The sequence below is a fragment of the Microcoleus sp. C2D2 genome (assembly GCF_036702495.1).
GTDB lineage: Bacteria > Cyanobacteriota > Cyanobacteriia > Cyanobacteriales > Microcoleaceae > Microcoleus.
Map to the genome: position 1 here is coordinate 1 of NZ_JAUBTO010000131.1, position 24443 is coordinate 24443.

Consider the following 24443-nt stretch of genomic DNA (forward strand, 5'->3'; position numbering starts at 1 on the left):
GGCCCATCCCACAAGAGTTATTTTTTATTGTGGGATGGGCCGAAGAGCCCGTCCTAATTATTTTTGCAAGAGGTCTATTAAACACCTTCCAAACAGATATCAAGTTCCCTAGCAAAGGCCTCTGGCGCATCCAGCATCAGCCAGTGTCCAGTATCGGGTAGCGTAGTTGTCGTCAGTGTGGGACGGAGGATGTGGAGGCTGAACGGAAAAGTGTTTGAGGGAGCAATAATGGCGTGGGCCCGCGTTCCTGGGGCTGCTAGGTAGCGATCGAGCGCATCAACTGCTTCAAAGGGCAACATCCCGCGAGACATTCCACACACGCAATCCTGTGGAGTCGCCGCCAAGGAAGCGAGAATCCGATCGCGCGTATGGGCCGTGCTTCCTGTCAGCGCCTCGTTGAAGCTGGTTTCCACAGCAGCCCGCCAATCCTCCGTCTCCAGAGCCTTCTGGTAGGGGACGATCCGTGCCTCGTACATCTGTGCAGGCACCTTGGTAAAGTCTCCAGGTGGGTCGGCCAGGATCAACTGCGCGATGCGGTGCGGTGCGGCGGCTGCTGTGGCGAGGGCAATACAAGCACCGAAACTGTGTCCGACGATCGCCACTCGATCGAGTCCCAGCCCATCCAGTACCGCCAAAACATCCGCTGCACAGGAGGCGGGCGCATAGTTGCCGTCCTCCGGCGGTGCAGAATCGCCGTGTCCCCGCACGTCAAGGGCGATCGCGCGTCGGGTACGGGCGACACGGGCAAGCTGCGCCTCCCAGATGCTCGCGGAAACCGCCATACCGTGCACGAACACCACCGGCAGCGGTGCCGACTCCCCTGCGGTGACAGGGGGGCTGGCTTCGATGATGTGAATAGTGCCGATCGGTCCTTTGAGAGTTGTCGATCGCATACAATTTTCTCCTAATTGTGAATTTCCTCTTTTCACACAAGCAATTTTACCTCTGTTACTCCTTGGCGCAATTCATACTGTCCTTTTACCCAAAATTGTTTAATTTTTTCACCCAAAAACGGAGCAACTTGCATCATCAACAAACGCAACAATCCATTTTTTCGCAGTTGTTCGCCTTTCCACGCTTCTTGTGCTTGAAGTTGTTGGGCGCGAATAATTTCGGGTTCGCGTTCTGCCTGAATCCGCGATAATGCTAAGTCAATATCCTCGTAATTAGCCCCGGCTTTCAATAAAGGTACAAGGTGATTGGCGGCAACAATTACATCGCGGAACGCCATGTTAATTCCTTGAGCGCGAACCGGAGACATGGGATGTGCAGCATCGCCCAAAAGTATGATTCCTGGTCGATGCCAGCGCGGACAGCGACCAACCACAACAGATAATCGCATCGGAGATTCGATCGTATCGGCACAGTTGCGGAAATGTTCTGCCATCCACGCAGGCGATCGCGATGCGAAAGTTTCTGCCCAGTCTGTGTGTTTCCGATCAGTTTTGTCATCGGCCGATAGCACCCAAGCCAGATGAAGCTTTCCTGATTCTGCCCCATGAAAGACACTGAATCCGCTACCGCCATTCAGGATGGAATAAAATACATTATCCGCCACAAACCGAGGATGAGCGGCAAGTTTAAACCACAGAACATCTATACTATTCTGCTGTTTTACTAACTCTAATTCTGCACGCTGCCGTACAACCGAGTTTCTACCATCTGTACCAATCACAAGTGCAGCAGGAATCTCTCGCCCATCTCCTAGCTTTACACCCGCAATGCGATCGTTGCTGTACAGTAAATCTTTTACGGGAACACCTGGGATAAATTCAAACTCTGGATGCAACTGAGCTTCTGAAATTAGTGTTTCTAGCAAAGGCGGTTGCGATACCAGGGTACAAGGTCGATTTGACCCCATTGGCTCATCAACTCGAAATAGTTGCCGATCGCCCACAACGAACTCCCAGGCATCAATTTGTCGGTGTGGAACACCTTCTAGGATAGTGGATAAGCCCATTTGTGCGATCGCATCCAATCCGCTGGGCATTAACCCTTCACCGCGAAACACTCGGTAGGCATCTTTTGCCGCCTCAACCAAGGTAACAGCAATACCTCGTTTCACCAACAGTAAGGCAAGTGCCGCACCAGTTGGCCCCGATCCCACAATTACAACTTGCATCATTGCCATTCCCCATTGCTTTTTGCCGATATTGAGATGTCAACAAAGGTGGTAAAAGGAGGCGCAATCCCCTATTCCCAGCTATTTCTGGAGTGCCTGTTGAAAAGTCTTAACTGCATCAACATGATTCACCATATTGATGCAGCGCAACAACAAATTTAAATCGATCCCTTTCACCTCCTCACTACTGGAAACCTTTTCATAATCAAGTGTATTGCCCTCTCCCCGCAGGTGATAAACCTCTAACAATCCATCTTCCCAGAACCACACTTCCTTTATCTTCAGCCGCTTGTATGCCTCCAGTTGGTTGATGCCACCACTGGAAAACACGATCTCGATCGCCAAATCGGGTAGCCTACGACCAGGAGCAAGTTTATAAGATTCATCCGCCTCTCGCTTGACTTTTCCCGTTTCACTTTCCAGAGTCATTGAGCCAGTTGGAGTAAAGTCAAACCCCGCCATCAGCAGGTAAAGCTCCAACAATCCGGCAATTCTCTTCTTAACGGTTTCGTGGGGTTCTCCAGGCATTCGTCGTATCTCCAGAATTCCATCCAGGAAAGAAAGTCGATATCCTGGACGGTCTAACAATTGCTCAACTGCTTTGAACTCTCTCCAAGTCAGTCCCTCAAACAGAAGGGGTGATTCTTTTCTGGGTGGTGCGATGATTGCTGCAGTCATTTGATTCTCCAGTCTATTTCCAGATGAGAAACGATCGGGTTTGGAGGGCGATTTGTTTATTATAACTTTAACTAGCTTTCTCCACTGTAAATCCGATTTCTTGCCCGTAGGATAGTTCCAGAGTGTGACCGTCCGGGTCTCGCAAAAAAGCCCAGTAGCCGATCGGATATCCAGCATCTTTTGGTTCCTCAAGCAGTACGCCTTCTTGACGTGCTTTGTCGCAGAGTTCGTCCATATATTCGCGGCTTTTGCAGCCAACTCCCAGGTGTGCCAAGGGAGACAGAACGGGATGTACGGAATCTTTTTGAATTAGCACAATTACAAAAGGCCGAGTGCGGTCAGAAAGCCAGACCACAGCAACACCTGCTTTGGCATCGATGCGGCGGTGAACGACCTGCATTCCAGCATACTTGGAGTAGAATTCGATACTGCGATCGACATCAGAAACGGGCAGTGCGATGTGTGTGAGACCGATATCACTCATATGTTATGTTGCTCCAGTCATATTAGGCTTAATATCAAGACTTGCCACTTCCAATATCATAATTTTAATGAGATGCTCGCCACTTTGCCGCTTTCAGGTCCATTGCTTTAATGAACCCATCTTTTCCGTCCATGTACGCCTGAATCTTATCATGGTATTTGTTTGCGAGTTCTCGTTTTATTTCGCTGTATTGCTGCGCGTGCTCAGGATGGGAAATCATATAATCTCGAAACGCTAAATGGCGCTCTATCTGCGCTGAGTTCACTTCAAAACCGTGAAGGTGGTGTGTTCTAATCCCTGCCTCATTACCCTTGCGAAAAAAACGACGACCGGATATCCCAAACTCACCCATTGCTTCATAACCTAATGCCTCTATTTCTGAACTCTGTGTATCGAGTTTTATAATATCTTTAACCTCAACTAGGATATCGATAATCGGCTTTGCATGAATTTGTGGAATCGCTGTGCTACCAATGTGATGTATAGCAACCACATTGTCCCTAAGTGCAAGTGCAATCAGTTTCGACTCAGTTTCAAAGGCGCTGCGCCAATTTGGATCGTGCGGGACGACTTCTACTTTGAAAAAATCTAGTTTTCTTGACATGGCTGATAATTATTGGCTCCTGTCGTCATTATCTAAGGTGAATCCCGCCTAAATTTTTTCTGAATAGCAGCATTTTCTATCTGGTTCCGAAATATATCGAGCATTCCTATAATGTCTCTGTGTAGCTCTAGATATTCATCCCTATCAAACACCGAATCCTCACCGTGGGCAATTTCGTTCCTTGTCTTTAAAAGCTGGGTATTAATTAATGGCGATTTAGTAGAGTATATTGAAAAGTCAATTCCGAGAATATAAGTTATTTCTTTTAAAATCTCAGAGTTTAAATTCGATCCAGTAGATATTACATCTTTAGGTTTAGGTAGGATAGATCTCTGATTTAATTCGGAAATAAAGAACTCACAAACAGGTATATACAATGATGCCTTATGTGTCTCTTTTGCCTTTTTAAGTTTTTCTTTCATGGCCAAAGCTAAAAAATTACTAGAAAGCTTTTGATACGTAAGCTTTTGTGAGATAACATATTCTAGATAAGAGTTGGCTGCTAACTTGACAAAACCTTCCCAGTGGGAATAGAGAATACATACTCCACTCCGAAGTAATACTTTATGTCTTTTGTCAGAAACATTTTTTGCTTCTATCAAAGATTTCATTGCTGACAGTTCCTTCTTTCGCCAAGCAAGATCGTTTGCCAATCTATCGATTAATTGTTCCGGTGTTTGGATGCTCATGAAGGGGAAAATACCTTTCTACCAAGGGGAATAAGATAGGGTAAGCGTCTTGCTGCATTCTTTCCTGCTCCCGACCATTGTTTATAAATTGGCTCTGACCAAATATTTTTTATACGCTCACGTATTTGGTCTGTTGGAATTGGATTTTGATAATTGTATCCAATTCCTAGTGCTACCACCTCATATGCAGATAATAGAAACCCTCCCAGAAATTTATCATTCTCCGATTTATATCGCTTGAAGCTGTCCTCTCCCATAGCTTCATTAAGCATACTGAATGCCACATCAAACGCTGTCTCTATGTGGGTGCTGTCCAAATCTTTTTTAATAGCCATTTCATACATTCTAGCCGTTAGGAACTCGCTAACATCACCGCCCAGCGTTAGAAGACTTGCATAATCTATATCGAAGAAAAGAATAAAACGCAATACTAATTCCATATCATACTGTTCTTCATAAAGTCTATCGCTCAAAGCAATGCAGCTTTTAAATGACTCGCGATCGGCAAGTGAACGCATTAAATTATATAAATCTTTATTCAACATTAAAAGAATGCAATTTCTTACTTCTTGCGGTGTAGCAATCGATCCTCCTGTATTCAGCCGCTGAAATAGCTCATATTTAATCATTTCATCACTTTCTTTTGCAACAATATAGACGTATATTTTGGTTCTTTTTATCAATAAACGCTGCGCCTGAGTTAAAGAGTTATCTTTATCGTCAGGATCGTTCCATTTTTTACCTCTTAAGGAAGGTAAGTAAGTTGTTTCTTGTAAGGCGACAGCAGAAGATGTATCTTGCTCTTGATTGTCTGGTTTCAAAATACCTACAAATTCATATATGGTTGAGAGTCTCTGCAAACCATCGATAACATCCCAAATCCCATCATCTCTTTGACTGACAAAAATTGGTGGAATCGGTATACCTAAAAGAATTGATTCTATAAACCTGGATTTTTGAAAAGCCGACCAACGAAAAAGCCTTTGAAATTCTGGGTGAATATCGATTTCCTTACTCTCATAAAGACTGATCCACTCGCCAATAGACATTGAGTAGCTATCTGTCCGAATTTCTTGCCTTGTTCTTTCAATCTCTTCTTGTAGAGGCATGGCTGAAGCAGTCCTAGGTATTATGTATAGCTATACTTGCAGAATGGCAATATTTAAAAATTATATCACTAGACGAACATCTGAAAAAACGATCGCCCATAAATAGTCAACTTTGCTCTTAAGACAATGCGGAACTTGATGCGATCGATCGGGTAGAATACAAAAATCCATTGAACCGATCGGCTAAACAAATCCCTCTCTTAGTTTGTCACATCCGTGAAAGCCGCAATGCAGCGATCGCCCGATCCTGCACCCCCAGCTTTAAGCCAACACCCAAATATCGAACCCTTCCCCTTTCTTAAACTGTGTAGCAGGCTATGATTGACGGTTGGCAGCTTTTGAGAATCTAAATGCTAAACACAAATACAATAATTTCCAGTCTGCTGTTATTTATCCCGGTTTCCATCGCCGGACACTTTCTCGGCTGGGAATCCTCCACAATCTTCATCACCTCGGCTTTAGCCATCATCCCTCTAGCCGCCTGGATGGGCACGGCCACCGAAGAAATTGCCGTCGTCCTCGGCGCCAACTTGGGGGGTTTGCTGAACGCTACCTTCGGAAATGCCACGGAACTGATTATCGGCATCGTCGCCCTCAACGCCGGACTAATAGATGTTGTCAAGGCCAGCATCACCGGTTCAATTATGAGCAACCTGCTGCTGGTGATGGGATTTGCCATGCTGCTGGGCGGCTTGCGCTACAAAGAACAAGATTTTCAGCCGACAGTCGCCCGGTTGAATGCTTCAGCGATGAACTTAGCCGTGATTGCCATTTTGGTGCCAACTGCAGTTAATGCCACCTCTATTGGCATCCCTGCGGAAACTATGCAGAACCTCTCTAGCGCTGTTGCTGTAGTCCTGATTGTCGTCTACGTGCTGACGCTGCTGTTTTCGATGAAAACCCACAGTTATCTGTACGATGCAGGGGTGGCAGAAATAGAAATGCTGGAAGATTTAGCCGAAAATAACTTAGCACCAGACAGTCCCGACCACAAAGTCAATCTGCCGCTGTGGATTGGGGTGCTGTTGGCCTGTACCGTGATGGTAGCTGTCGAGTCGGAACTGTTGGTGGGTACTCTCGAAGAAGCGACAGCGCGTTTGGGGCTGACATCACTGTTTACCGGGGTGATTTTAGTGCCGATTATTGGCAATGCGGCCGAACATACGACGGCGGTGACGGTGGCGATGAAAAATAAAATGGATTTGTCGGTTTCTGTGGCCGTGGGTTCGAGTTTGCAAATTGCTTTGTTTGTGGCCCCGGTGTTGGTTTTGGCAGGTTTTGTCTTGGGCAAACCGATGGACTTGAATTTCAACCCGTTTGAACTTGTAGCGGTTGCCGTGTCGGTGCTGATCGCCAATTCTATCAGTTCTGACGGCAACTCTAACTGGCTCGAAGGTACTTTGCTGTTGGCAGCTTATACGGTTTTGGCGCTGGCGTTCTACTTCCATCCGGTAATTGAGGGACTTGTTTAACAGGCTTTCTTCTTTTGAAGGAAGAGGGAAGAGGTTCGAGGGAAGAAGGCATTCAGCAGAAGGTGGGTTTTCCCACTCGGACACTCTCCGACTCGCCCACTCGCCCACTCTCACTTCTTGTTTTGAGAGTGGTGGTGGCGATCGTACAATTGAAATCTGGGTGCTGTCTCGTTATTAGTTCTAGTCTTTTTGTAGATGATCTGCTGTCATCAGGGATTTTTGACATCGATCGGCTGTGACAAACAACAAAACCTTTGGCCTCAACCCGATCGTTAGATCGCACTGCCACAGGTTATACAAAAAGACGGGATGTTGAAGTCAAGCGAGACTAAAGCCTCGCTTGACTTCAGCGACGCTGCAAGATTTCAATCAAGAGTGCTCATGAGTATTGTTCTAGGTGTGCTACGATCGTCATAAGTTGAAAATTGAGTATAACTAGACAACCTAAAAACTTAACGAGATTGTTGAGTACGCAGTCACACAAACACCGTGTTGCCGTCTAGGAAAACTCGTATTTGAACAAAAACCGAACTAGATAAAGAGGACTAATCAAAGTACATAACGCTCAAGCGAGAAGACAGCTCTAATGCGCCTAGAGTAATCCAGTCGCAAGCAAGTGACGCAAGCTGAACCAAAAACCTCAGTCACCAAGAGTGCACAGAGGTTAATCTCATCGCTTAATACTTTAACTTGCTCTCAAGCGAATTATGGTCAGCATATTGACAGATGCGCATTTTTGTGCAACATTCTCAGAATAATGCCGAAAATCGGCAGCAAAAATTTTCAGTTCGAGGAAACGACGGTCGATTTAAAACTGACCAGCCTATAAAAAGGTCGAACGGGATACCACGATTCGTTAAATTGGTTGAAAATAATGGTTAAACAATGGCTAAAAGCTTCCACAATAATAAATAGTTGTACAGACTTGAAAAATAGGGTGCTGCTCCACCCGAATTTACGCCTGTGGACAAGTAAGAGCCGACTCTCTTGGCAGAAGCAGGAATCAGACCCTCTAGAAAATACTTCTAGTTGAATGGTAAAGCTTAAATAAGCTTAGCCAAGTTTTGTATAGCAGTGTCAAAGTAAAACTTGATAGAGCAACCTCAATCAGGGTTATGTGGCTTCTGTGAGTTATTGCCTCAATCCCAAATGCCCGAATCCCTCCGATCAAGCCAACTCTGGCAAATCCGCGTGTATCCACTGCGGGTCTGAACTTTTGTTGCAAGGTCGATATCGGCTAGTCGCGCCTCTCGGAGGCGGCGGCTTTGGCAGAACATTTGAAGTGGACGACAACGGCGCCCGAAGAGTGCTCAAAGTCCTGCTCAAAGAACATCCCAAAGCTGTAGAACTTTTTAAGCAAGAAGCCGACGTATTGGTCAGGCTAAGACATCCAGGTATTCCAAAAGTCGATCGCGACGGTTATTTTACATTTACGCCAGCTAACAGCACAGAGGCTTTTCACTGTCTGGTGATGGAGAAAATTGCTGGGGCAAATTTGCAAGACTGGCTGAAAAATCGGGGCCGCCCGATCAGCCAAGAACAAGCTCTCAACTGGCTCAAACAACTGTCGGAAATTTTAGACCAAGTTCACCGCCTCAACTATTTCCATCGGGATATCAAGCCGCACAATATTATGTGCAAGCCGAACGGGCAGTTAGTGCTGATTGACTTCGGGACTGCTCGGGAAGTGTCGGCGACTTATTTCGCTAAGGTGGGGCAGGGGCAAAATGTGACTGGTATTGTTTCTCCCGGCTACACGCCACCGGAACAAACTAATGGCAAGGCTGTTCCGCAGTCGGATTTTTTTGCTCTGGGGCGCACGTTTGTTTATTTGCTGACTGGGAAGCCGCCGACTGCGTTTCCAGAGAACCCCCGCACGGGCAAATTAATGTGGCGCAAAGGAGCTCCTCAGGTTTCCGACCCCCTGGCTAATGTGATCGATTACCTGATGGCGCCTTTTCCGGGAAATCGACCTCAAAGTCCGCAGATGGTTTTGCAGTGCTTGGAGGAAATTAAACTCGACGACGGGGATAGTCAGTTGCCGACTCAGCTACCGACGACGGGGCAAACTAAACTTCGCGCAACTTCCGGGGCGTCTGGGGCGACGCAGCAGACTTCTCTAAACCGCCTCAGACCTCTGAATACGGAATTGAAGAAGCCCCTCCAAAAGGTTTTTGATTGGAAAAATAAGCTGCTCGCCGGCACGGCTGTTTTGATGCTGGGTATTGGCGCGTCTCAAATTTACGGTTCGCTGCGTTACGGAGTGTTCCCGGCAAACCCGGTGTGGCTGCTTTCTAGTTTACCTAGCAGTCAGTTTTTGCAAAGAAGTTTGGATAATGTCGGGAGTGTAAATGTAATCGCCCTGTCGCCTGACGGTCAAACTTTGGTGAGCGCAAGCTATGGGACGATTAGAATTTGGAATCTGAGGACGGGAGGCCTGGTGCGGACTATCAATTCGGTGCATTCTAAAAAATCGGTCAATACGGTGGCGGTGAGTCCGGACAGCTCGATTTTGGCCAGCGGGGGCGACGACAATAATGTGATTATCTGGGATTTGAAGACGGGGCGACGGATACGGACGATTCCCGCTCACACAGCCGCCGTCAACGCCATCGCTTTTAGCAGGGACGGTAAAACTCTCGCTAGCGGCAGCGAGGACAAAACTGTTCGCTTGTGGAATGCCAGAACCGGCGGCAGGTTGCGGACTTTGAGCGGCCACGCCGGAGGAGTAAACGCGATCGCCTTGAGCCGGGACGGTAAAACTCTCGCTAGCGGCAGCGAGGACAAGACTCTGCGTTTGTGGAATCTCGCCACCGGACAAGTCAGAAGAATTATCACAGGTCACGGGGGCGCGGTTAATGCTGTGGCTTTTAGCCCGAACGGGCAAAGTGTGGCTAGTGCTAGCACCGACAATACGATCCGTTTGTCGAACGTGCAAGACGGGAAGCGCACCCGCACTTTTAAAGGGCATTCGAGCTGGGTGAGGACGATCGCCTTTAGCCCGGACGGCCGCACTTTGATCAGCGGGGGCGGAGATATTATAGTTTGGGATTTGAAGACGGGAAAAGAAAGAAGCATTCTTTCTGGTCACGGTCAGTTTGTGAGTTCTGTTGCTATTTCCAGAGATAGCAAGACTTTTATGAGCGGCAGTCCCGATCGCACTATTAAGATTTGGCGAATGCCCTAATTATTAGTCATCAATCGATTTTTGATTTTTGATTCAAGAGTCGAGGCGATCGAGAAATCCCATCCCGACTCCGACGTGGAAGTCTGGGTTTTGCCCGCCCTACCATCGATTTGAGATTTGAGATTTGAGATTTGAGATTTGAGATTTTAGATTGAAGAGTCGAGGCGATCGAGAAATCCCATCCCGACTCCGACGTGGAAGTCTGGGTTTTGCCCGCCCTACAATCGATTTGAGATTTGAGTTTTTAGATTGAAGAGTCGAGGCGATCGACAAATCCCATCCCGGCTCCTTCGTACCATTTTTTTGCTTCTAATAAGGATTGAAGTTTGCTGAATTCGCTGTTGCTTTCTTGTGAATTCGCCGTAAATGCTGGTTGCAAAACTGCAATAAATGTGCCTATTAATGCGAGGGATTGTTTGCGAAGTTTAATCACAATCTTCCCTTCCCCTTAGTAAAAGTGATTTAACAAGCAGTTTACCATCTCTAGCCCGAGATGAAATCTTCAGAGCCGATGAGATTGGGATCGACGCCTGTCAAAGAAGCTAAAACTTCACCGCTGCTGGCTAGTGTAATTAATGTGCCATTAGTTGCAGGAGAAATTGATAGCTGTCCGAAGGTCAAGCCATTGATTAATTGAATGGTATCTTGATCGTTGCCGAAATCAGAGATTGTATCAACTCCCAACCCTGCACCTAAAACAAACACATCATTGCCCGCGCCGCCGACTAGATTATCGTTGCCCAAACCGCCGTTGAGAGTGTCAAAACCTTTGCCGCCGCTGAGGATATCGTTGCCGTCGCCGCCATTTAAGACATCACTAGCCCGCAAACCGGTCAGCACGTCATCACCTTCGGAACCGTTGATGATATCGTTGCCACTGGTGCCAGTCAGGTTGTCGTTGCCTGGAGTGCCGTTGATGACGTTTCGAGTGCTGCTGGTGTCAGCAACAAAAACGTTTCGGGTATTGTTAGTCTGCCCCGCCACGAGGTTTAAGGCACCAGAATCAAAAGCTATAAACCGCCCGTCGGCTGAGATGGAGGGATTAAATCCCCCCCCCGGATTGCCTGCTGAGTCTAATGACACGAGGGTGGTGGTATTGGTCAGCGTGTCCCGCACGAAGATGTCGTCTGTATTGTTAGTATCCCCCGGCACGAGGTTGGAGGATTTTGAATCAAACGCCACAAACCGCCCGTCGGCTGAGATGGAGGGGCGGTAGGAGTCACTGTTGGCCGGATTGCCTGCTGAGTCTACAGAGACGCGGGTGGTGGTATTGGTTGACAAGTCCCGCACGAAGATGTCTCGGCTACGGTTAGTATCATCCCCCGGCACGAGGTTAGAGGCATCAGAATAAAACGCCACAAACCGCCCGTCGGCTGAGATGGAGGGGCTGTAGGAGAAGCCGTTCCCCTGATTGCCTGCTGAGTCTACAGAGACGCGGGTGGTGGTATTGGTTGACAAGTCCCGCACGAAGATTTCGTCGCGATTGTTAGGGTCTCCCGGCACTATGTTGGAGGCAGTTGACTCAAACGCCACCAACCGCCCGTCGCCTGAGATGGAGGGGTTGTAGGAGTTACGGTTGGCCTGATTGCCTGCTGAGTCTACAGAGACGCGGGTGGTGGTATTCGTCAACAAGTCCCGGACGAAGATGTCTGTGTTACTGTTAGTATCCCCCGGCACGAGGTTGGAGGCATCAGAATAAAACGCCACAAACCTCCCGTTGGCTGAGATGGAGGGGGGGTAGGAAGCCTTGTTTCCCTGATTGCCTGCTGAGTCTACAGAGACGCGGGTAGTTGTATTGGTTAACAAGTCTCGCACGAAGATGTCACCGACATTGTTAGTGTCCCCCGGCACTAGGTTGGAGGCAGTTGACTCAAACGCCACAAACCGCCCGTCGGCTGAGATGGAGGGGCTGTTGGAGAAACCGTTCCCCTGATTGCCTGCTGAGTCTAATGACACGAGGGTGGTGGTATTGGTTGACAAGTCCCGCACGAAGATGTCTGTCTTTCCGTTGGTATCCTCCGGCACTATGTTGGAGGCAAAAGAATTAAACGCCACAAACCGCCCGTCGGCTGAGATGGAGGGGCTGTTGGAGTCACTTTTCCCCAGATTGCCTGCTGAGTCTACAGAGACGGGAGTAATAGTCATAAGCCCTCACATTTAAGATTACAAGTTTTGATATCCCCCGATCTTACCCACAGCAGACAAAATAGCCAGGCTCATATTCCCCGCCCGTTTTTGGCAAATTCATCCACAGTTTGCTGCGATAGTTCATGAACAGCCATCGCTTGCAATACATCAAAAGGCAATGTCAAATGATGGGCGCCAGCTAATAAAGTCTTTACCGCTTCGGAGGGTGATTTGATGCTAGCTGCCAAAATTTCAGTATTTGTTTTTTTCAAGACATGTGCCATATCTTGGACTAAGGCAAAACCGTCTCCCAACAATCTGGTGGCGCGATTCACGTAGGCGATCGCATATTTGGCCCCCGCTTCTGCTGAAACAACGGCCTGGGCCGCGCTGTAAATAGCTGTCACCGCGCAAGGAATCGAGGGTGACAAATGCGCTACTGCTTGGAAACCCGCCGCCGTTGCTGGAACTTTCAAAACTGTTTGCCGCCCGATCGACTCAAAAGCAGCTTTTCCTTCTGCTACCATGCCATCAAAATCCGGTGCCACTAGCTGATAATACACTTCTCCAGGAATCAGTTGTGCCAGTTTTTTAAGAGTCACCTCAGGAGATAACTCGCTTTTTGCCAAAAGGGTCGGATTAGTAGTAATTCCCGCTATCCATCCGAACTTGCTGGCCCGCGCCGCTTCCGCTACAATTGCAGTATCAAGATAAATTGCCATCTGCTCTACACCTTCAGTTTCTTAATAATTTCCCGACGCTTGCTTTCAGATTGAGACCGATCCGAGCAAAATTAATTGTTAAGCTTTAACAATATCAGAGTCTCGGAAATATTACTGTTAAGTAAATATAACAATTTAGCGATATGCCTCATCGGTAGTAGTGCGTCAGTTTTGAAGGCGAGATTTTTTAATTCAACAAAACTTAGGCTCAGAAATCCCGTTTATTACCCAAAAATGGTGGAGGAGGACATATCTGTGAATAAACCGGGTCGATGATGGAAATTGAGTAAGTGCTATTTAAGATAGCTAACAACTGACATCACAACTTTTAAGTCAGTTGGTAAGGGAGAATGTCGGGTAAGGAAAACTTGACTCGGCAGATCCCGGATACAAATCAGTTACATTTGTATCAAGAGTGATGTATCCAATAACTCAAGAAGGTGACTCAGAAAATGACCGAAGAAAAAAATCAGCAGCCACAAGTCAGCCTTAAGACATCTTCTGAACAACCCCAGTTGGAAAAACCAGCAGAAACCGCTGCCGAATTGTCGAGAAATATTAAGTCGGAAACTCTGTTTCAAGCGGTTGAAAATAACGCCGAACAGCGTTTGAAGGCTCTAGCCCGCTTAATGATGGTGAGCTTAACTTGGTCGATGGCGGGGCTTTCCAAACGCCAGTAAGTTATGGAGGGCTACCGCAGCGGGGGACTTGTGATTTGTGAGTTGTGTTGGGACTTTTGTTTAAATCAAAACTTACTTACAACTGCCGGGCTTACCTCAAGTCCGGTTAGTTGTAATAAAACCAGTTTTTAGTGAGGAATAAAGTCCTCGATCTCAGCACTAAAGTCTTCAACGGAGGAGTCATAACTTTTATTTAATTCCTTCAAACGGTTCCAAAAAAGTCGGTTTCGGACGGGTAACGCGCACTTCCCAAAGCGCTTTGAGGACTGCAAAAAATTCGCGGACACTGTAGCGAATCATGGTATTTTGGCGAAATTTGCCCCAATCCGGCGTTCCTAAGCCGATCGCCTCTACGCCCAACTGGCGGCAGGTATAAACAGCGCGGGCTAAGTGAAAGTTTTGGGTAACTAAAACAGCCTGGGTTATGCCAAAAATCTCTTTCGCCCGGTAGCAACTTTCATAGGTGCTAAATCCGGCATAATCGAGAATGATATTATTAGTCGGTACGCCCTGTGCTTCGGCGTACTCCTGCATTGCTTTGACTTCGTTGTAATCGGCGCTGCTATTGTCTCCTGTCATCAAAAGTTTGCCTGCTCGCCCCGCTTTGTACAAATCGACGGCTGCTTGCACTCGATCGGCTAACATTGGGGTGGGAGTGCCGTCTTCCCAAACTCCGGCACCGAAAACAATGGCAATTGGTTCGGCGGGAACCTTAGCTACATCGGTGCGCAGGTAGTTGCTTGTAACTAGCCTGACGTAGTAGTTGAGGGCTAGAGGTGCGATCGCTGAGGTTAATATTAACAGCCCGATGGCAAGGCGCCATGGAAATATAAAGGATTTAGGCAACATAAATTCAAGTTAACTTCCTATATAATTACACAAACAGGCCGCTTCGCGGGTATAAAAATTGTCTAGTTACCGAATTTACATTATATTAACAAAAATATGATTCAACAACAGCCAAACTTTGAATTGCTGGAATCATTTTTATGGGAACCCAAAAACGGCTATTTTTTGCTAGACAGACATCTTCAAAGATTAGAGCGATCGGCTGATTATTTTAATTTCCCCCTATCCCTAACAGAAGCAAGCAAAGCTTTACAAGCATTAAGTATGACTTGCGGATCGGTCAAACAAAAAATACGGTTAACAATATCTTGTGATGGAAACATAACATTACAAGCTCAGACTCTAGATAGCGGTATCTTAAAAATCGGTGCATCTGTGGGAATTGCCCGCAAAGCGATCGATTCTCAAAACCCATTTCTTTACCACAAGACAACTTACAGATTGCCTTATACAATGGCTTTGGAGTCGCAGCCCGAATATCAGGATGTCTTTCTGTGGAATCAAGATGGAGTTATCACCGAATCTACGATCGCCAATATCGCGATCGATACACCCGCAGGTCTAATCACACCTCCCGTCAAGTGCGGTTTATTACCGGGGACATTTCGTTCTCAACTTTTAGAGGAGGGAAAAATCAGAGAAGAATTAATTACCTTAGATGATTTGCGCAGTACCCAAACTATATTTCTCATTAACTCCGTTAGGGGTTGGATACGCCTCAAAAAAGAAGCATACCGAGATGTTTGGAAAGTTGTAAGTAATGGCTGAGATAACGCTTTCACTCGATTTTAGTAGGGTGCAAACTGTGAACCTTACTACTACAGATAGTGTCAAAATAGACCGAAAGCATCCAGGATACAAGCCCCCGGATTCATTCCTTCGCAGACTCAGGACCCAGAAATAAAAAACCTGTATCCGATGAAACTTGCCCCCGAATTTATCCGTGGGGTCAATGCTTCAATTCTTTAATCTAAAATCTCAAATCTCAAATCGATTGACTCGTTGCGTAAGTCCTGAAAGTGTTAATTATAGTGCAATGTATTATGAAATCAATAGAACCTTGGCATTGGCGAAAGCTTCCCCTAAATCAGCGCAGCGGATCGGAGATTTTTCAAATTTTATTTCTCGGTAAAACTGCCGACAGTGCAGGCTCAATATCGGATTATTTCCCCCGCGATATGGCCGTTCTGCTAGAAAGTCCAGTTACATCTTCTACTAACTTGGCACGATATTCTATTTGTGCAGGTTCTCCCCGGATAATTGACGGTCAATCTCAGCTATGGACACCGCCAGTCGGTGAAATTTTACCTTTTTTGCGCGCTCTTTTGGACTGTCAAAAGCCAAATTTAGCAGTGAATGTACCGCCGGAAATTCCTTTTACTGGGGGTTGGTTGGGATGGCTAGGTTATGATTTAGCATGGGAAATCGAAGACCTGCCCCAACTCAATATTGATCCGCTACCTTTCCCGGTTAGCTGTTGGTACGAACCAGAATCTTTTGCGGTTTTAGACCGTCAAACGCAAATTCTCTGGTTGGCTGCGAGTCAACCTTCTCACCTCGATGTTATGCAGCATCAATTAGAGCAAACTGAGCGAGAAATAATCACGAATAATTTACCGGAAAATTATCAACAAAATTCCGCTAATCCTATTTTCCAATTATCTCAGAGTGAGTATAAAGAAATAGTGCGAAAAGCTCAGAAGTATATTCATGCGGGCGATATTTTTCAGGCTAATTTATCTTTGCGGTTTGAAGCCCGTACAGATTGCAGTAGTTGGTCAATTTACCGCGCTTTGCAACGGATAAATCCTTCGCCTTTTGCAAGTTATTGGCAAACTCCGTGGGGGGCGATAGTTAGTTGTTCGCCGGAAAGACTGGTTCAATTATTAGGAAAAAAAGTGGATACTAGACCGATCGCAGGAACGAGACCGCGAGGTTTAACCTGCATTCAAGATGAGCAGTTAGCACAGGAGTTAATAGAGAATATCAAAGAAAGAGCCGAACATATTATGTTAGTTGACTTAGAGCGCAACGATATCGGGAGGGTGTGTGAATGGGGCTCGGTAAAAGTTAACGAATTTCTGACCGTTGAACGCTACAGTCACGTGATGCACCTCGTCAGTAATGTTATCGGTACATTAAGAGGAGATTGCGACGCGATCGACTTAATTCGAGGGGTATTTCCGGGCGGTACGATTACAGGTTGTCCGAAAGTGCGCTGTCTGGAAATCATCGAAGAATTGGAACCTGTGAAGCGCAATTTATTTTACGGTTCCTGCGGTTATTTGGACTGGCGCGGCAACCTGGATTTAAATATTTTGATTCGCACCCTTTTATATGCACCAAAAAGTGACGGTACGACGGGGGGAGTTGTTTGGGGACAAGTGGGTGCGGGGATTGTTGCTGATAGCGATCCAGAAAGGGAATGGCAGGAGTCGCTGCATAAAGCTCAAGCTCAAGTTAATGCTTTGAAATTAGCGGAAATATTTGATTAGATGCGTGTTAGATAAATCTAATTGTTAAGATGGTTGACAATTTAGATTGCCGATTTACTTTTGATGTAATACTGATTGAAATCGATATAAAACAAAAGATTTATTGTAGTATTAATAATGTTAGGAAAATGTTCGTAGGGTATTGCCTGATACTTTTTTTAGCGATCGCACTGTGAGTCATATCAATTCCGGCAGTCAGGCCGGAATGATATCAAATCCGCGCTTCGGGAGTCGGGCGTAAAGTCGAATCCCGAGGCCAACAAATAATTGGCGCAATTTTCATTTTTTTGACCCCTCCTTCTACAGTCAACAGTCATTAGTCATCAGTCAACAGTCAACAGTCATCAGTCAACAGTCATCAGTCCTATGTCTATTGATTGTCCGAACCTACTGCCTCAGAAATAGAACTAAATCCGCGTTCTTCTAACTTTTGCAACAACCCTTGGAGAATGCGGCGCACCATCCAAGGCCCTTCGTAAACCCAACCAGTGTAGACTTGAATTAAACTCGCACCGGCGGCTATTTTTTCCCAAGCATCTTCGGCGGTGAAAATGCCACCAACTCCAATTATGGGTAATTCGCCTTTTGTATATTTCCAGATAAATCGGATTACTTCTGTCGATCGCTCCCGCACAGGAAGCCCGCTAATTCCCCCGGCTTCTTCGGCGATTGGTTTGCCTGTTTCTGGCAATATTTGTGTTTTCAATCCGTCGCGGCGGATGGTGGTATTTGTGGCGATAATTCCTGCTAGTTGGTAGGTTTTTGCTAGGTCGAGGATTGATGCAATCGCCTCGGACTCCAAATCCGGCGCAATCTTGACTAAAATTGGCTTGATTCCGCGATTTTCTTGTTGCAAAATTTCCAAAATTGTGCTAAGCCCCGCAGCATCTTGGAGCGATCGCAACCCCGGCGTATTCGGAGAGGAAACGTTGACTACAAAATAGTCGCCCCAATCTTTCAGCAGCTTAAAACTCTCCAAATAGTCGGCTGCTGCTTGCTCTAACGGTGTTACCTTAGATTTACCGAGATTGATGCCCAAGGGGAACCGAGACTGAGGCATGGGGCGCGAGGCATCGAATGAGGGCTGTTTCTGTGCTCTCTGAAACCGGGCTGCCATTGCCGCGGCTCCTTGATTGTTAAATCCCATGCGGTTGAGGGCTGCACTGTCCTGAGTCAAGCGAAACAACCGAGGTTGGGGGTTTCCCGGCTGCGGTTGACAAGTGACAGTGCCGAGTTCGGCAAAGCCAAAGCCAAAATTTGCCCAAATATCGGCAGCTACGCCGTTTTTATCAAATCCCGCGGCCAAGCCGACAGGATTTTTCACGCTCAGTCCCCACAAAGATTGTTCGAGGCGAGAATCTTGCACTCCCAAAGATTTCTGCAATCGGGAGAGCATTTGGCTGGTGGCGGGGTTTGACTGGGTTCTGGCTGCGAGTTCGAGAACGCCAAGAGTGCGGTTGTGCAGCCACTCGGCATCGGTTTTCAATACCGAAAACAACAGCGGGCGCACACCTGATTGATAAATATCCAATGACTTATCCTAGGGCAGTTGACAAATGAGAAGCTCAATAAAAATATTCCGGAGAAGAGTGTGAAGGTGAGGTTTTTACTTCAACTTCGATCGACTTTATCCAATGTTTTAGATAGAAGGATAAGTGAAACGATTATATTATAAGTTGATTCTTTGGCATTTTATTTTTTTTAATCTTTAAGTTGGTAATTTGAAATCAGACAAAGGTGCGGGGAAGCTTGGAAATGGGGCAGCAGGAAAGACCGAAGGATTTCGACGAACAAATCGCAACCTTGGAACGCGTTCTCCAGACTCTGCGAGAAGAGGAGAATGTTGAAGTGCTACTTTCGACCACACTCGGTTACTTGCAAACGGAATTTGACTGGGAGTTGATTTGGATCGGGTTGTACGATCGACAGGGCCACAGATTGTTCGGGAAAGGTGGCATGACTCCTAACGGCGACCTGTCTTTTCTCAAACAGCGGTTTGCCCTCAGTCCGGGAGATTTGCTCGAACAAGTGGTGATTCAGCTCCGGCCGGTGGGAGTCCCGGATTTGCGATCGGAACACAGAGCCGGAGAATGGCGCAAAGCAGCTCAAACTTTCAATATTCAAGGCACGACTCTGTTTCCGCTCCGCTACCAAGACCGCTGCTACGGCGTGATTTTGCTCGGGACCCAGGTGTGGGGAGCGTCGCCAAAGTCGGGGGAAAAAACGCAGTTGGCGATCGTATTTGGAGCGCTGGCAACTGCTCTTTACCAAATAGAAAAAGACTGGCTGCGAGAACAAGTCAAACACCCAGATGAGTCTCTTTTAGCGCTGATTTCGCAGTTGAAGGAACTGCGATCGCTCGACCAATACTTGCAAGCGGTTGTCGAACAAGCCCATGAATTTCTCCAGCCGACGCGCACTAATGTTTATTGGTTCGAGCAAGAGCGGCGCTATTTTTGGCGCCGAGTCAGCAACCGCCAAGTTACTCCGGCTTTGGGCGGGTCGAGCCGACCGGCTTCGGGCATCACCGTCCAAGACTTGGGCGAATTTTATCAGGCTTTGGGCAGGGAAGAAATGGTTTGGATCGGTGAATCTCAAAGTTCTCTGAAAACTGAGCTGACGGCGCGGTTGATGCAGCAAATCCGCGCTCGCTCTCTGTTGGCGGCGCCAATTGTTTCCCAAGGGGAATTGTTGGGATTTTTGGCAGTTGAAGCCGGCGAGCCCCGGATTTGGCAAGACAATGAAAAACATTACCTGCAGGGAGTGGCGCGGTTAGTGGCTCTGACGGCTCCTATGTCGGAGATGGAGGAGAGGATTCAGCAAACTGAGATCGATCGAGATTTAACAGCCGGAATAGCTCGCGCCATCTACAGCGATGCTGACTGGGAGGCGACTTTAAAAAATACCGCCGAGCAGTTGTGCGGGCGGCTCAATTGCGAATACTTTTTGCTGCTGCTGTACGGCGAAGAACAAAATCGCTTTGAAATTGTCGGTCAAAATCTGCCCCGGAACCGCAGGCCAGTGCCGTCGCCGCTCAACGCCCTCGATGTGGCTGACGTGGGGCTGTTGCTGATGCGCGAACCTGTGGCTATTGAAAATTGGGAGGAAGACCCGCGGTTGGGCGCTTGGCGGGAAGTGCTGGGGGAAGCGGGGGTGCGATCGCTTTTGGCATCGACCACTCGGGGGAAAAACAAAGAGGGAGAACACTCCAATCGCCAATCGCCAATCGCCAATCGAAAATCGATCGAGGGTTTGCTGGTTGTCGGGCACAGTTCAACTCGCACTTGGAGGCGATCGGAGCAAGAATTAGTTCGGCTAGTGGGCCAACAGCTAGGATTGATCCTGCACTCCTGGCAGCAGAGTTCGGAAATCGAGAAATATCAGCAATTTGAGCGCTCGCTCAAATCGGGTTTGGCGGTTTTGCACCATTCTCCTCAGGAGCAATCTGAGAAACCGAGATCTGCTGCTTCACCGACGATGTTTCCAGAGTTGCCGCTACAAAAGCTCGATCGTAACTTTGCTCAACACGTTTCCCGGACACTTTCCTGTCCTTTAGTAGCCGTAATTACTTGGAATCCCGGTGAGGAGGAAGGTTCAATCGCGGCGGCGGTAGCTGCCAATCCCGTATTTGCCCTCAATCCCGAGCCGGTGATTCCTGTCCAAACAGATGCTTTGATCCAGCAAACCCTGGCATTCGCGGGCGTGCTGCAAGTGAGCACGAGCCAACTGCAGCGGGGGACGAAGCGGTGGCTCCGCAGTCCGGGAATTGGCGAGATTATGACGGTGGCGCTGCGGACAGCCCCAGAACACGCTCCGGCGGGCATTGTGGTCGCTGCAGACGCTCCGGGCCGCCAGTGGTCGGAGTTGTCGGTGAGTTTACTCAGCTCGATGGCGTCTCAGTTGGCTTGGTGGCGCAGGTATTTGGCGGTGCAATCGGCAAGCGAGTCGCAGCGATTGGATCTGGAGCTGCTCAACTGGTACAAGCAGCGCCGTTTTGAGGACTTTTACCGCACTGTGGGAGCGGGGGTGAAGGAGTTGGGGGAGTTGAGTCAGTCGATTTTGCCTGCGGCGAAAGAACAAAAGGATGCTCTGAAAACTTTGCGCTACCAACAGGTTTTGCGACACATTGGCAATGCTTTGGGGTCAACGAATTTGCTGCTGAAACAGGAACAGTGGCGGCTGCAATTCGGACAAGATGCGGTGCCTGTGAGCGCTTGGCTGAGGCGATCGCTCGATCGAACTGCCCCCCTGGTCAAACAGTCGGAAATCTTGCTGGAAGTGCACAGAGGAACTGCTATGTCGATGCCGGAGGGCCAGACTTTGAGCGTTCGCGCCGACAGCGTCAAGCTGGATTTGATACTGGGCGAATTGCTGGCGATGGCTTGCAGGCGCTCTAAAGTTGGCGATAAGATTGAGATTCGCTCTCAGTTGTTGGGGGAAGATTTGCTAGAATTGTCTGTGATCGATAGTGGCGCGTGCGATCGACAGTTAATTGCTGCTTTCAACAACGGTTCCGAGTCGGATATATTAGCCGTTTCTAGTTCCCATAGGTCGATCGTGCAAAATCTGTTAATTTGTCAGCGAGCGGTACGCTTAATGGGGGGAAACTTTTCTTTAGAAATGTTAGAAAACAATTTAATTGTCGCTCGTTTAATGCTGCCCCTAGCCAATTCTTAATATTGTAAAATTTTGTAAAAGTTCCAAGCTGCGATCGACGATTGTAGGGGCGGGTTTCACCCACAATAATTGCCTACAACCAATAATCTCATAAACCCGCCCCCACCTGCGATCGAGGATTGTAGGGGCGGGTTTCACCCACAATAATTGCCTACAACCAATAATCTCATAAACCCGCCCCCACCCAACTGATATCTTGCGCCATTCTTAGAAACGAACGGGCTAGGAGGGCCCGTTCCACAATACATCAATTTTCTTGTGGGTGAACCGGAGAACCCGCCCCTGAAAGACTTTCAGAACTCGGGAAAAACCTTTGAGTAATCCAAGCAGTTACAATATGAGAAAGCAATCCCATCGGTCCAGCAAAGAAACACAAAGCCAAAGAATGAACCGTCCAAACACCTGTCCGCTGTCCTTCCAAATAAATCCAGCGCCCGACAAACAAGTCCAGCACTAAAAAATGTATCCATCCCGTAGCAGCCGCCGTTTCCTCGCCCAGAAACTTAGCAATATCTGCTAGCTTGGGATTGGACAAAGCTGCCGCAGTTTCCGCAGTCACACTGCTACCAAACAAATATATGTACAAAGCGGCGAGCATCGCAAACGGCAGGAAGGAATTCATCACTTTTCGGGTAATTCCCCAGTTGGGTAATAAAATCATAATTGCCCAGAAAGGCAAAACGAACAGATTACCTGCATTAAAAATTAGTTCTGGTGTCATAGTTGGCTCTTAGCTCCTGCGAATGCAATGCAATTAAGGATGTTAAGATTACTTTACACAATTTTTGCTAAAATTTATCAAAACCTGAAAAAAATCTCATTCACAAATAAAATAGAATTGCTATAATAAGCGCAATTCTAGGGCTTAGGCAAAAAGTGGTTTAACGCGCTACCTATAGCGGTAAGGTGCGCCGAAGAGAACCCTACATATAGAGGTTGCGCGTAAATCCTCAAATCTAACATCCCACATATAAAATTGCAAATATAAATATACAATTTAAAATTTTAAATCGCATGAAAACAACTTATGATAACTTTCCCGATTGGTGCAAGCACAAAGAAAATCTCTCTGCCGACGCCAAACATACCGTAGAAATACTGTTGCAAATATCAGATACTTCAAAGTGCGATCGAGCCAACGAATTGCTTTCTAATACAACAGAACTTAACCTCAAACTTACTCAACTTACCGATATCCGTCCCCTCTCATCTTTCACTCAACTTACTAATCTCATCCTCGGCAGCAATCAAATATCTGACATCGCTCCCCTGCAATCTTTAACTAAGCTGAAAACTCTGGTTATGGATGTCAATCAAATATCAGACATCAGTCCGCTTTCCTCTCTAACAAATCTGACTGTACTCGTTCTCGATACCAATCAAATCTCAAACATCACTCCCCTAGCAGCTCTAACTAATCTTACCGCACTTGTCTTGTATGACAACAAAATTTCTGACATCACTCCCGTGAAAGCTTTAACGAACTTAAATGCGCTGATCCTCTACAACAATCAAATTTCCGATATCGCTCCTCTGGCAAATTTAACTGAACTCCAGACACTCTACCTTTACAATAATAAAATATCGGATATCGCCCCGCTGGCGTCCTTAAAAAATCTCAATACGCTGTTTCTGTTCGGAAATGAAATATCTGACCTTACTCCGCTGGAATCTCTAACCAACTTAAATAAATTGGTTTTATTCCAAAATAAAATATCAGATATTAGTCCTTTGACATCGCTAACTAATTTAATTGAGCTTAACCTCGGTAACAATCAAATATCAGACATCAGTCCGCTGAAATCCTTAACTAATTTGAGTCAACTTTATCTGTTCAACAATCAGATTTCCGATAGCAGCGCGCTGCAAGCTTTAAATAACTTATTTTTGCTTGACTTGTACAACAATCAAATCTCCGATCTCAGTTCCCTGCAATCTTTGCCAAAGTTAACTACACTGGACTTGCGCGGGAATCCCATTGTTAATAAAATTTGCCCTGTTAATCCTGAATCTATATGCAGGTTTTAATTCTTAAGGCTTAAGAGCGAGATGGCGGTTTATATAGTATAATGTTGAAGGTCAATATCAGGAGAAAGTGATGAGCGGACACGATGCTTTGATGTTAGGATTGCTGCTGTTGCCAGGTTTGGCTTTGTCGATCGCAATTATGGGCGCTTTTGCCGCTGGTGGATAATCAGTTTTGGGAGCAGGCAGATTTTGTAAAAAGTAGTTTTTTCCTCGTTTTCATCGTTCCCAGGAAGAGCCTGGGAACGCATTTCACTCTTGCTGTGCCTCCTGTTTTTTTGCAAGCGAGGCAGAGCCTCTGGATCTCGGTTCCCAGCCAGAGCCAGGGAACCAGTTAATTTTCCTTCTTCCTTCTTCCTTCTTCCTTCTTCCTTCTTCCTTCTTCCCTCTTCCTTCTTCCTTCTTCCTTCTTCCTTCTTCCTTCTTCCTTCTTCCATAACTTAGGCTCGCGAATTAAATAACTTACAATTTTAATTGTGATTGTGGGATGGGCGTCCCGCCCGTCCTTTTTGGACGGGCGGGA

General features: G+C 46.9%; 21 protein-coding genes. 7 read left to right on the plus strand and 14 right to left on the minus strand.

The genetic code is table 11. The annotated features are described in order from the left end of the window. Window positions 1-77: 77 nt before the first annotated feature. From QUB61_RS30080 to QUB61_RS30110, 7 genes are all read right to left on the minus strand, one after another. Window positions 78-893, minus strand: a complete 816-nt coding sequence (locus QUB61_RS30080) for an alpha/beta hydrolase (protein WP_333133694.1) — start codon at window positions 891-893, stop codon at window positions 78-80. 32 nt (window positions 894-925) lie between these two features. After that, window positions 926-2125 carry an FAD-dependent monooxygenase gene (locus tag QUB61_RS30085; protein ID WP_333133693.1) on the minus strand — a complete coding sequence of 400 codons (1200 nt, stop codon included), beginning with the start codon at window positions 2123-2125 and terminating at the stop codon, window positions 926-928. Between the two features lie 78 nt (window positions 2126-2203). Next, the gene (locus QUB61_RS30090) at window positions 2204-2800 is read right to left on the minus strand and encodes a Uma2 family endonuclease (RefSeq protein WP_333133692.1); all 597 of its coding nucleotides are present in this window, start codon (window positions 2798-2800) and stop codon (window positions 2204-2206) included. A gap of 67 nt (window positions 2801-2867) precedes the next feature. Then, complete coding sequence (locus QUB61_RS30095; RefSeq protein ID WP_333133691.1) at window positions 2868-3284, minus strand: VOC family protein; 417 nt, start codon at window positions 3282-3284, stop codon at window positions 2868-2870. Between the two features lie 64 nt (window positions 3285-3348). Beyond that, a complete protein-coding gene (locus tag QUB61_RS30100; RefSeq protein ID WP_333133690.1) occupies window positions 3349-3888 on the minus strand; it encodes a GrpB family protein in 540 nt (179 codons plus the stop codon). Window positions 3889-3920: 32 nt separating this feature from the next. Beyond that, window positions 3921-4577, minus strand: coding sequence for an MAE_28990/MAE_18760 family HEPN-like nuclease (locus QUB61_RS30105; protein WP_333133689.1), 657 nt, complete (start codon window positions 4575-4577; stop codon window positions 3921-3923). Further along, complete coding sequence (locus QUB61_RS30110; RefSeq protein ID WP_333133688.1) at window positions 4574-5686, minus strand: DUF262 domain-containing protein; 1113 nt, start codon at window positions 5684-5686, stop codon at window positions 4574-4576. The genes QUB61_RS30105 and QUB61_RS30110 overlap by 4 nt, the downstream gene beginning before the upstream one ends. A 350-nt stretch (window positions 5687-6036) precedes the next feature. On the opposite strand from QUB61_RS30110, the gene cax reads away from it, so the two are divergent. Then, window positions 6037-7158 carry a calcium/proton exchanger gene (gene cax / locus QUB61_RS30115; protein ID WP_333133687.1) on the plus strand — a complete coding sequence of 374 codons (1122 nt, stop codon included), beginning with the start codon at window positions 6037-6039 and terminating at the stop codon, window positions 7156-7158. Between the two features lie 1126 nt (window positions 7159-8284). After that, on the plus strand, window positions 8285-10345 hold the full coding sequence (locus tag QUB61_RS30120; protein WP_445301002.1) for a protein kinase domain-containing protein: 2061 nt from the start codon (window positions 8285-8287) through the stop codon (window positions 10343-10345). A 244-nt stretch (window positions 10346-10589) separates the two neighbouring features. Here QUB61_RS30120 and QUB61_RS30125 read toward each other — a convergent pair whose 3' ends face one another. The 3 genes from QUB61_RS30125 to QUB61_RS30135 all read right to left on the minus strand — a co-directional run bounded on the left by QUB61_RS30125 (window position 10590) and on the right by QUB61_RS30135 (window position 13194). Next, on the minus strand, window positions 10590-10778 hold the full coding sequence (locus QUB61_RS30125; protein ID WP_333133684.1) for a hypothetical protein: 189 nt from the start codon (window positions 10776-10778) through the stop codon (window positions 10590-10592). 50 nt (window positions 10779-10828) lie between these two features. Further along, a complete protein-coding gene (locus tag QUB61_RS30130; protein WP_333133683.1) occupies window positions 10829-12490 on the minus strand; it encodes a calcium-binding protein in 1662 nt (553 codons plus the stop codon). 71 nt (window positions 12491-12561) lie between these two features. Beyond that, window positions 12562-13194 carry a transaldolase family protein gene (locus QUB61_RS30135; protein ID WP_333133682.1) on the minus strand — a complete coding sequence of 211 codons (633 nt, stop codon included), beginning with the start codon at window positions 13192-13194 and terminating at the stop codon, window positions 12562-12564. 452 nt (window positions 13195-13646) lie between these two features. Between QUB61_RS30135 and QUB61_RS30140 the strand changes: the two genes are divergently transcribed. Next, window positions 13647-13874 carry a hypothetical protein gene (locus tag QUB61_RS30140; RefSeq protein WP_333133681.1) on the plus strand — a complete coding sequence of 76 codons (228 nt, stop codon included), beginning with the start codon at window positions 13647-13649 and terminating at the stop codon, window positions 13872-13874. A gap of 189 nt (window positions 13875-14063) precedes the next feature. Here the strand turns inward: QUB61_RS30140 and QUB61_RS30145 are convergent, their stop codons facing one another. Then, complete coding sequence (locus tag QUB61_RS30145) at window positions 14064-14723, minus strand: ElyC/SanA/YdcF family protein (RefSeq protein ID WP_333133680.1); 660 nt, start codon at window positions 14721-14723, stop codon at window positions 14064-14066. Between the two features lie 96 nt (window positions 14724-14819). Between QUB61_RS30145 and QUB61_RS30150 the strand changes: the two genes are divergently transcribed. Next, the gene (locus tag QUB61_RS30150) at window positions 14820-15491 is read left to right on the plus strand and encodes an aminotransferase class IV (protein WP_333133679.1); all 672 of its coding nucleotides are present in this window, start codon (window positions 14820-14822) and stop codon (window positions 15489-15491) included. A 275-nt stretch (window positions 15492-15766) separates the two neighbouring features. Further along, entirely contained in the window at window positions 15767-17218 is a 1452-nt protein-coding gene (locus QUB61_RS30155) for an anthranilate synthase component I (protein WP_333133678.1), read from the plus strand. 370 nt (window positions 17219-17588) lie between these two features. Here QUB61_RS30155 and QUB61_RS30160 read toward each other — a convergent pair whose 3' ends face one another. Next, on the minus strand, window positions 17589-18749 hold the full coding sequence (locus tag QUB61_RS30160; protein ID WP_333133677.1) for a quinone-dependent dihydroorotate dehydrogenase: 1161 nt from the start codon (window positions 18747-18749) through the stop codon (window positions 17589-17591). Window positions 18750-18955: 206 nt separating this feature from the next. Between QUB61_RS30160 and QUB61_RS30165 the strand changes: the two genes are divergently transcribed. Further along, complete coding sequence (locus QUB61_RS30165; RefSeq protein ID WP_333133676.1) at window positions 18956-21895, plus strand: GAF domain-containing protein; 2940 nt, start codon at window positions 18956-18958, stop codon at window positions 21893-21895. Window positions 21896-22142: 247 nt separating this feature from the next. On the opposite strand, the gene QUB61_RS30170 is transcribed toward QUB61_RS30165, so the two are convergent. Then, complete coding sequence (locus QUB61_RS30170; protein WP_333133675.1) at window positions 22143-22616, minus strand: ABA4-like family protein; 474 nt, start codon at window positions 22614-22616, stop codon at window positions 22143-22145. A 293-nt stretch (window positions 22617-22909) separates the two neighbouring features. On the opposite strand from QUB61_RS30170, the gene QUB61_RS30175 reads away from it, so the two are divergent. Then, complete coding sequence (locus QUB61_RS30175; protein WP_333133674.1) at window positions 22910-23923, plus strand: leucine-rich repeat domain-containing protein; 1014 nt, start codon at window positions 22910-22912, stop codon at window positions 23921-23923. A 137-nt stretch (window positions 23924-24060) separates the two neighbouring features. On the opposite strand, the gene QUB61_RS30180 is transcribed toward QUB61_RS30175, so the two are convergent. Then, window positions 24061-24357, minus strand: a complete 297-nt coding sequence (locus QUB61_RS30180; protein ID WP_333133673.1) for a hypothetical protein — start codon at window positions 24355-24357, stop codon at window positions 24061-24063. Window positions 24358-24443: the final 86 nt, after the last annotated feature.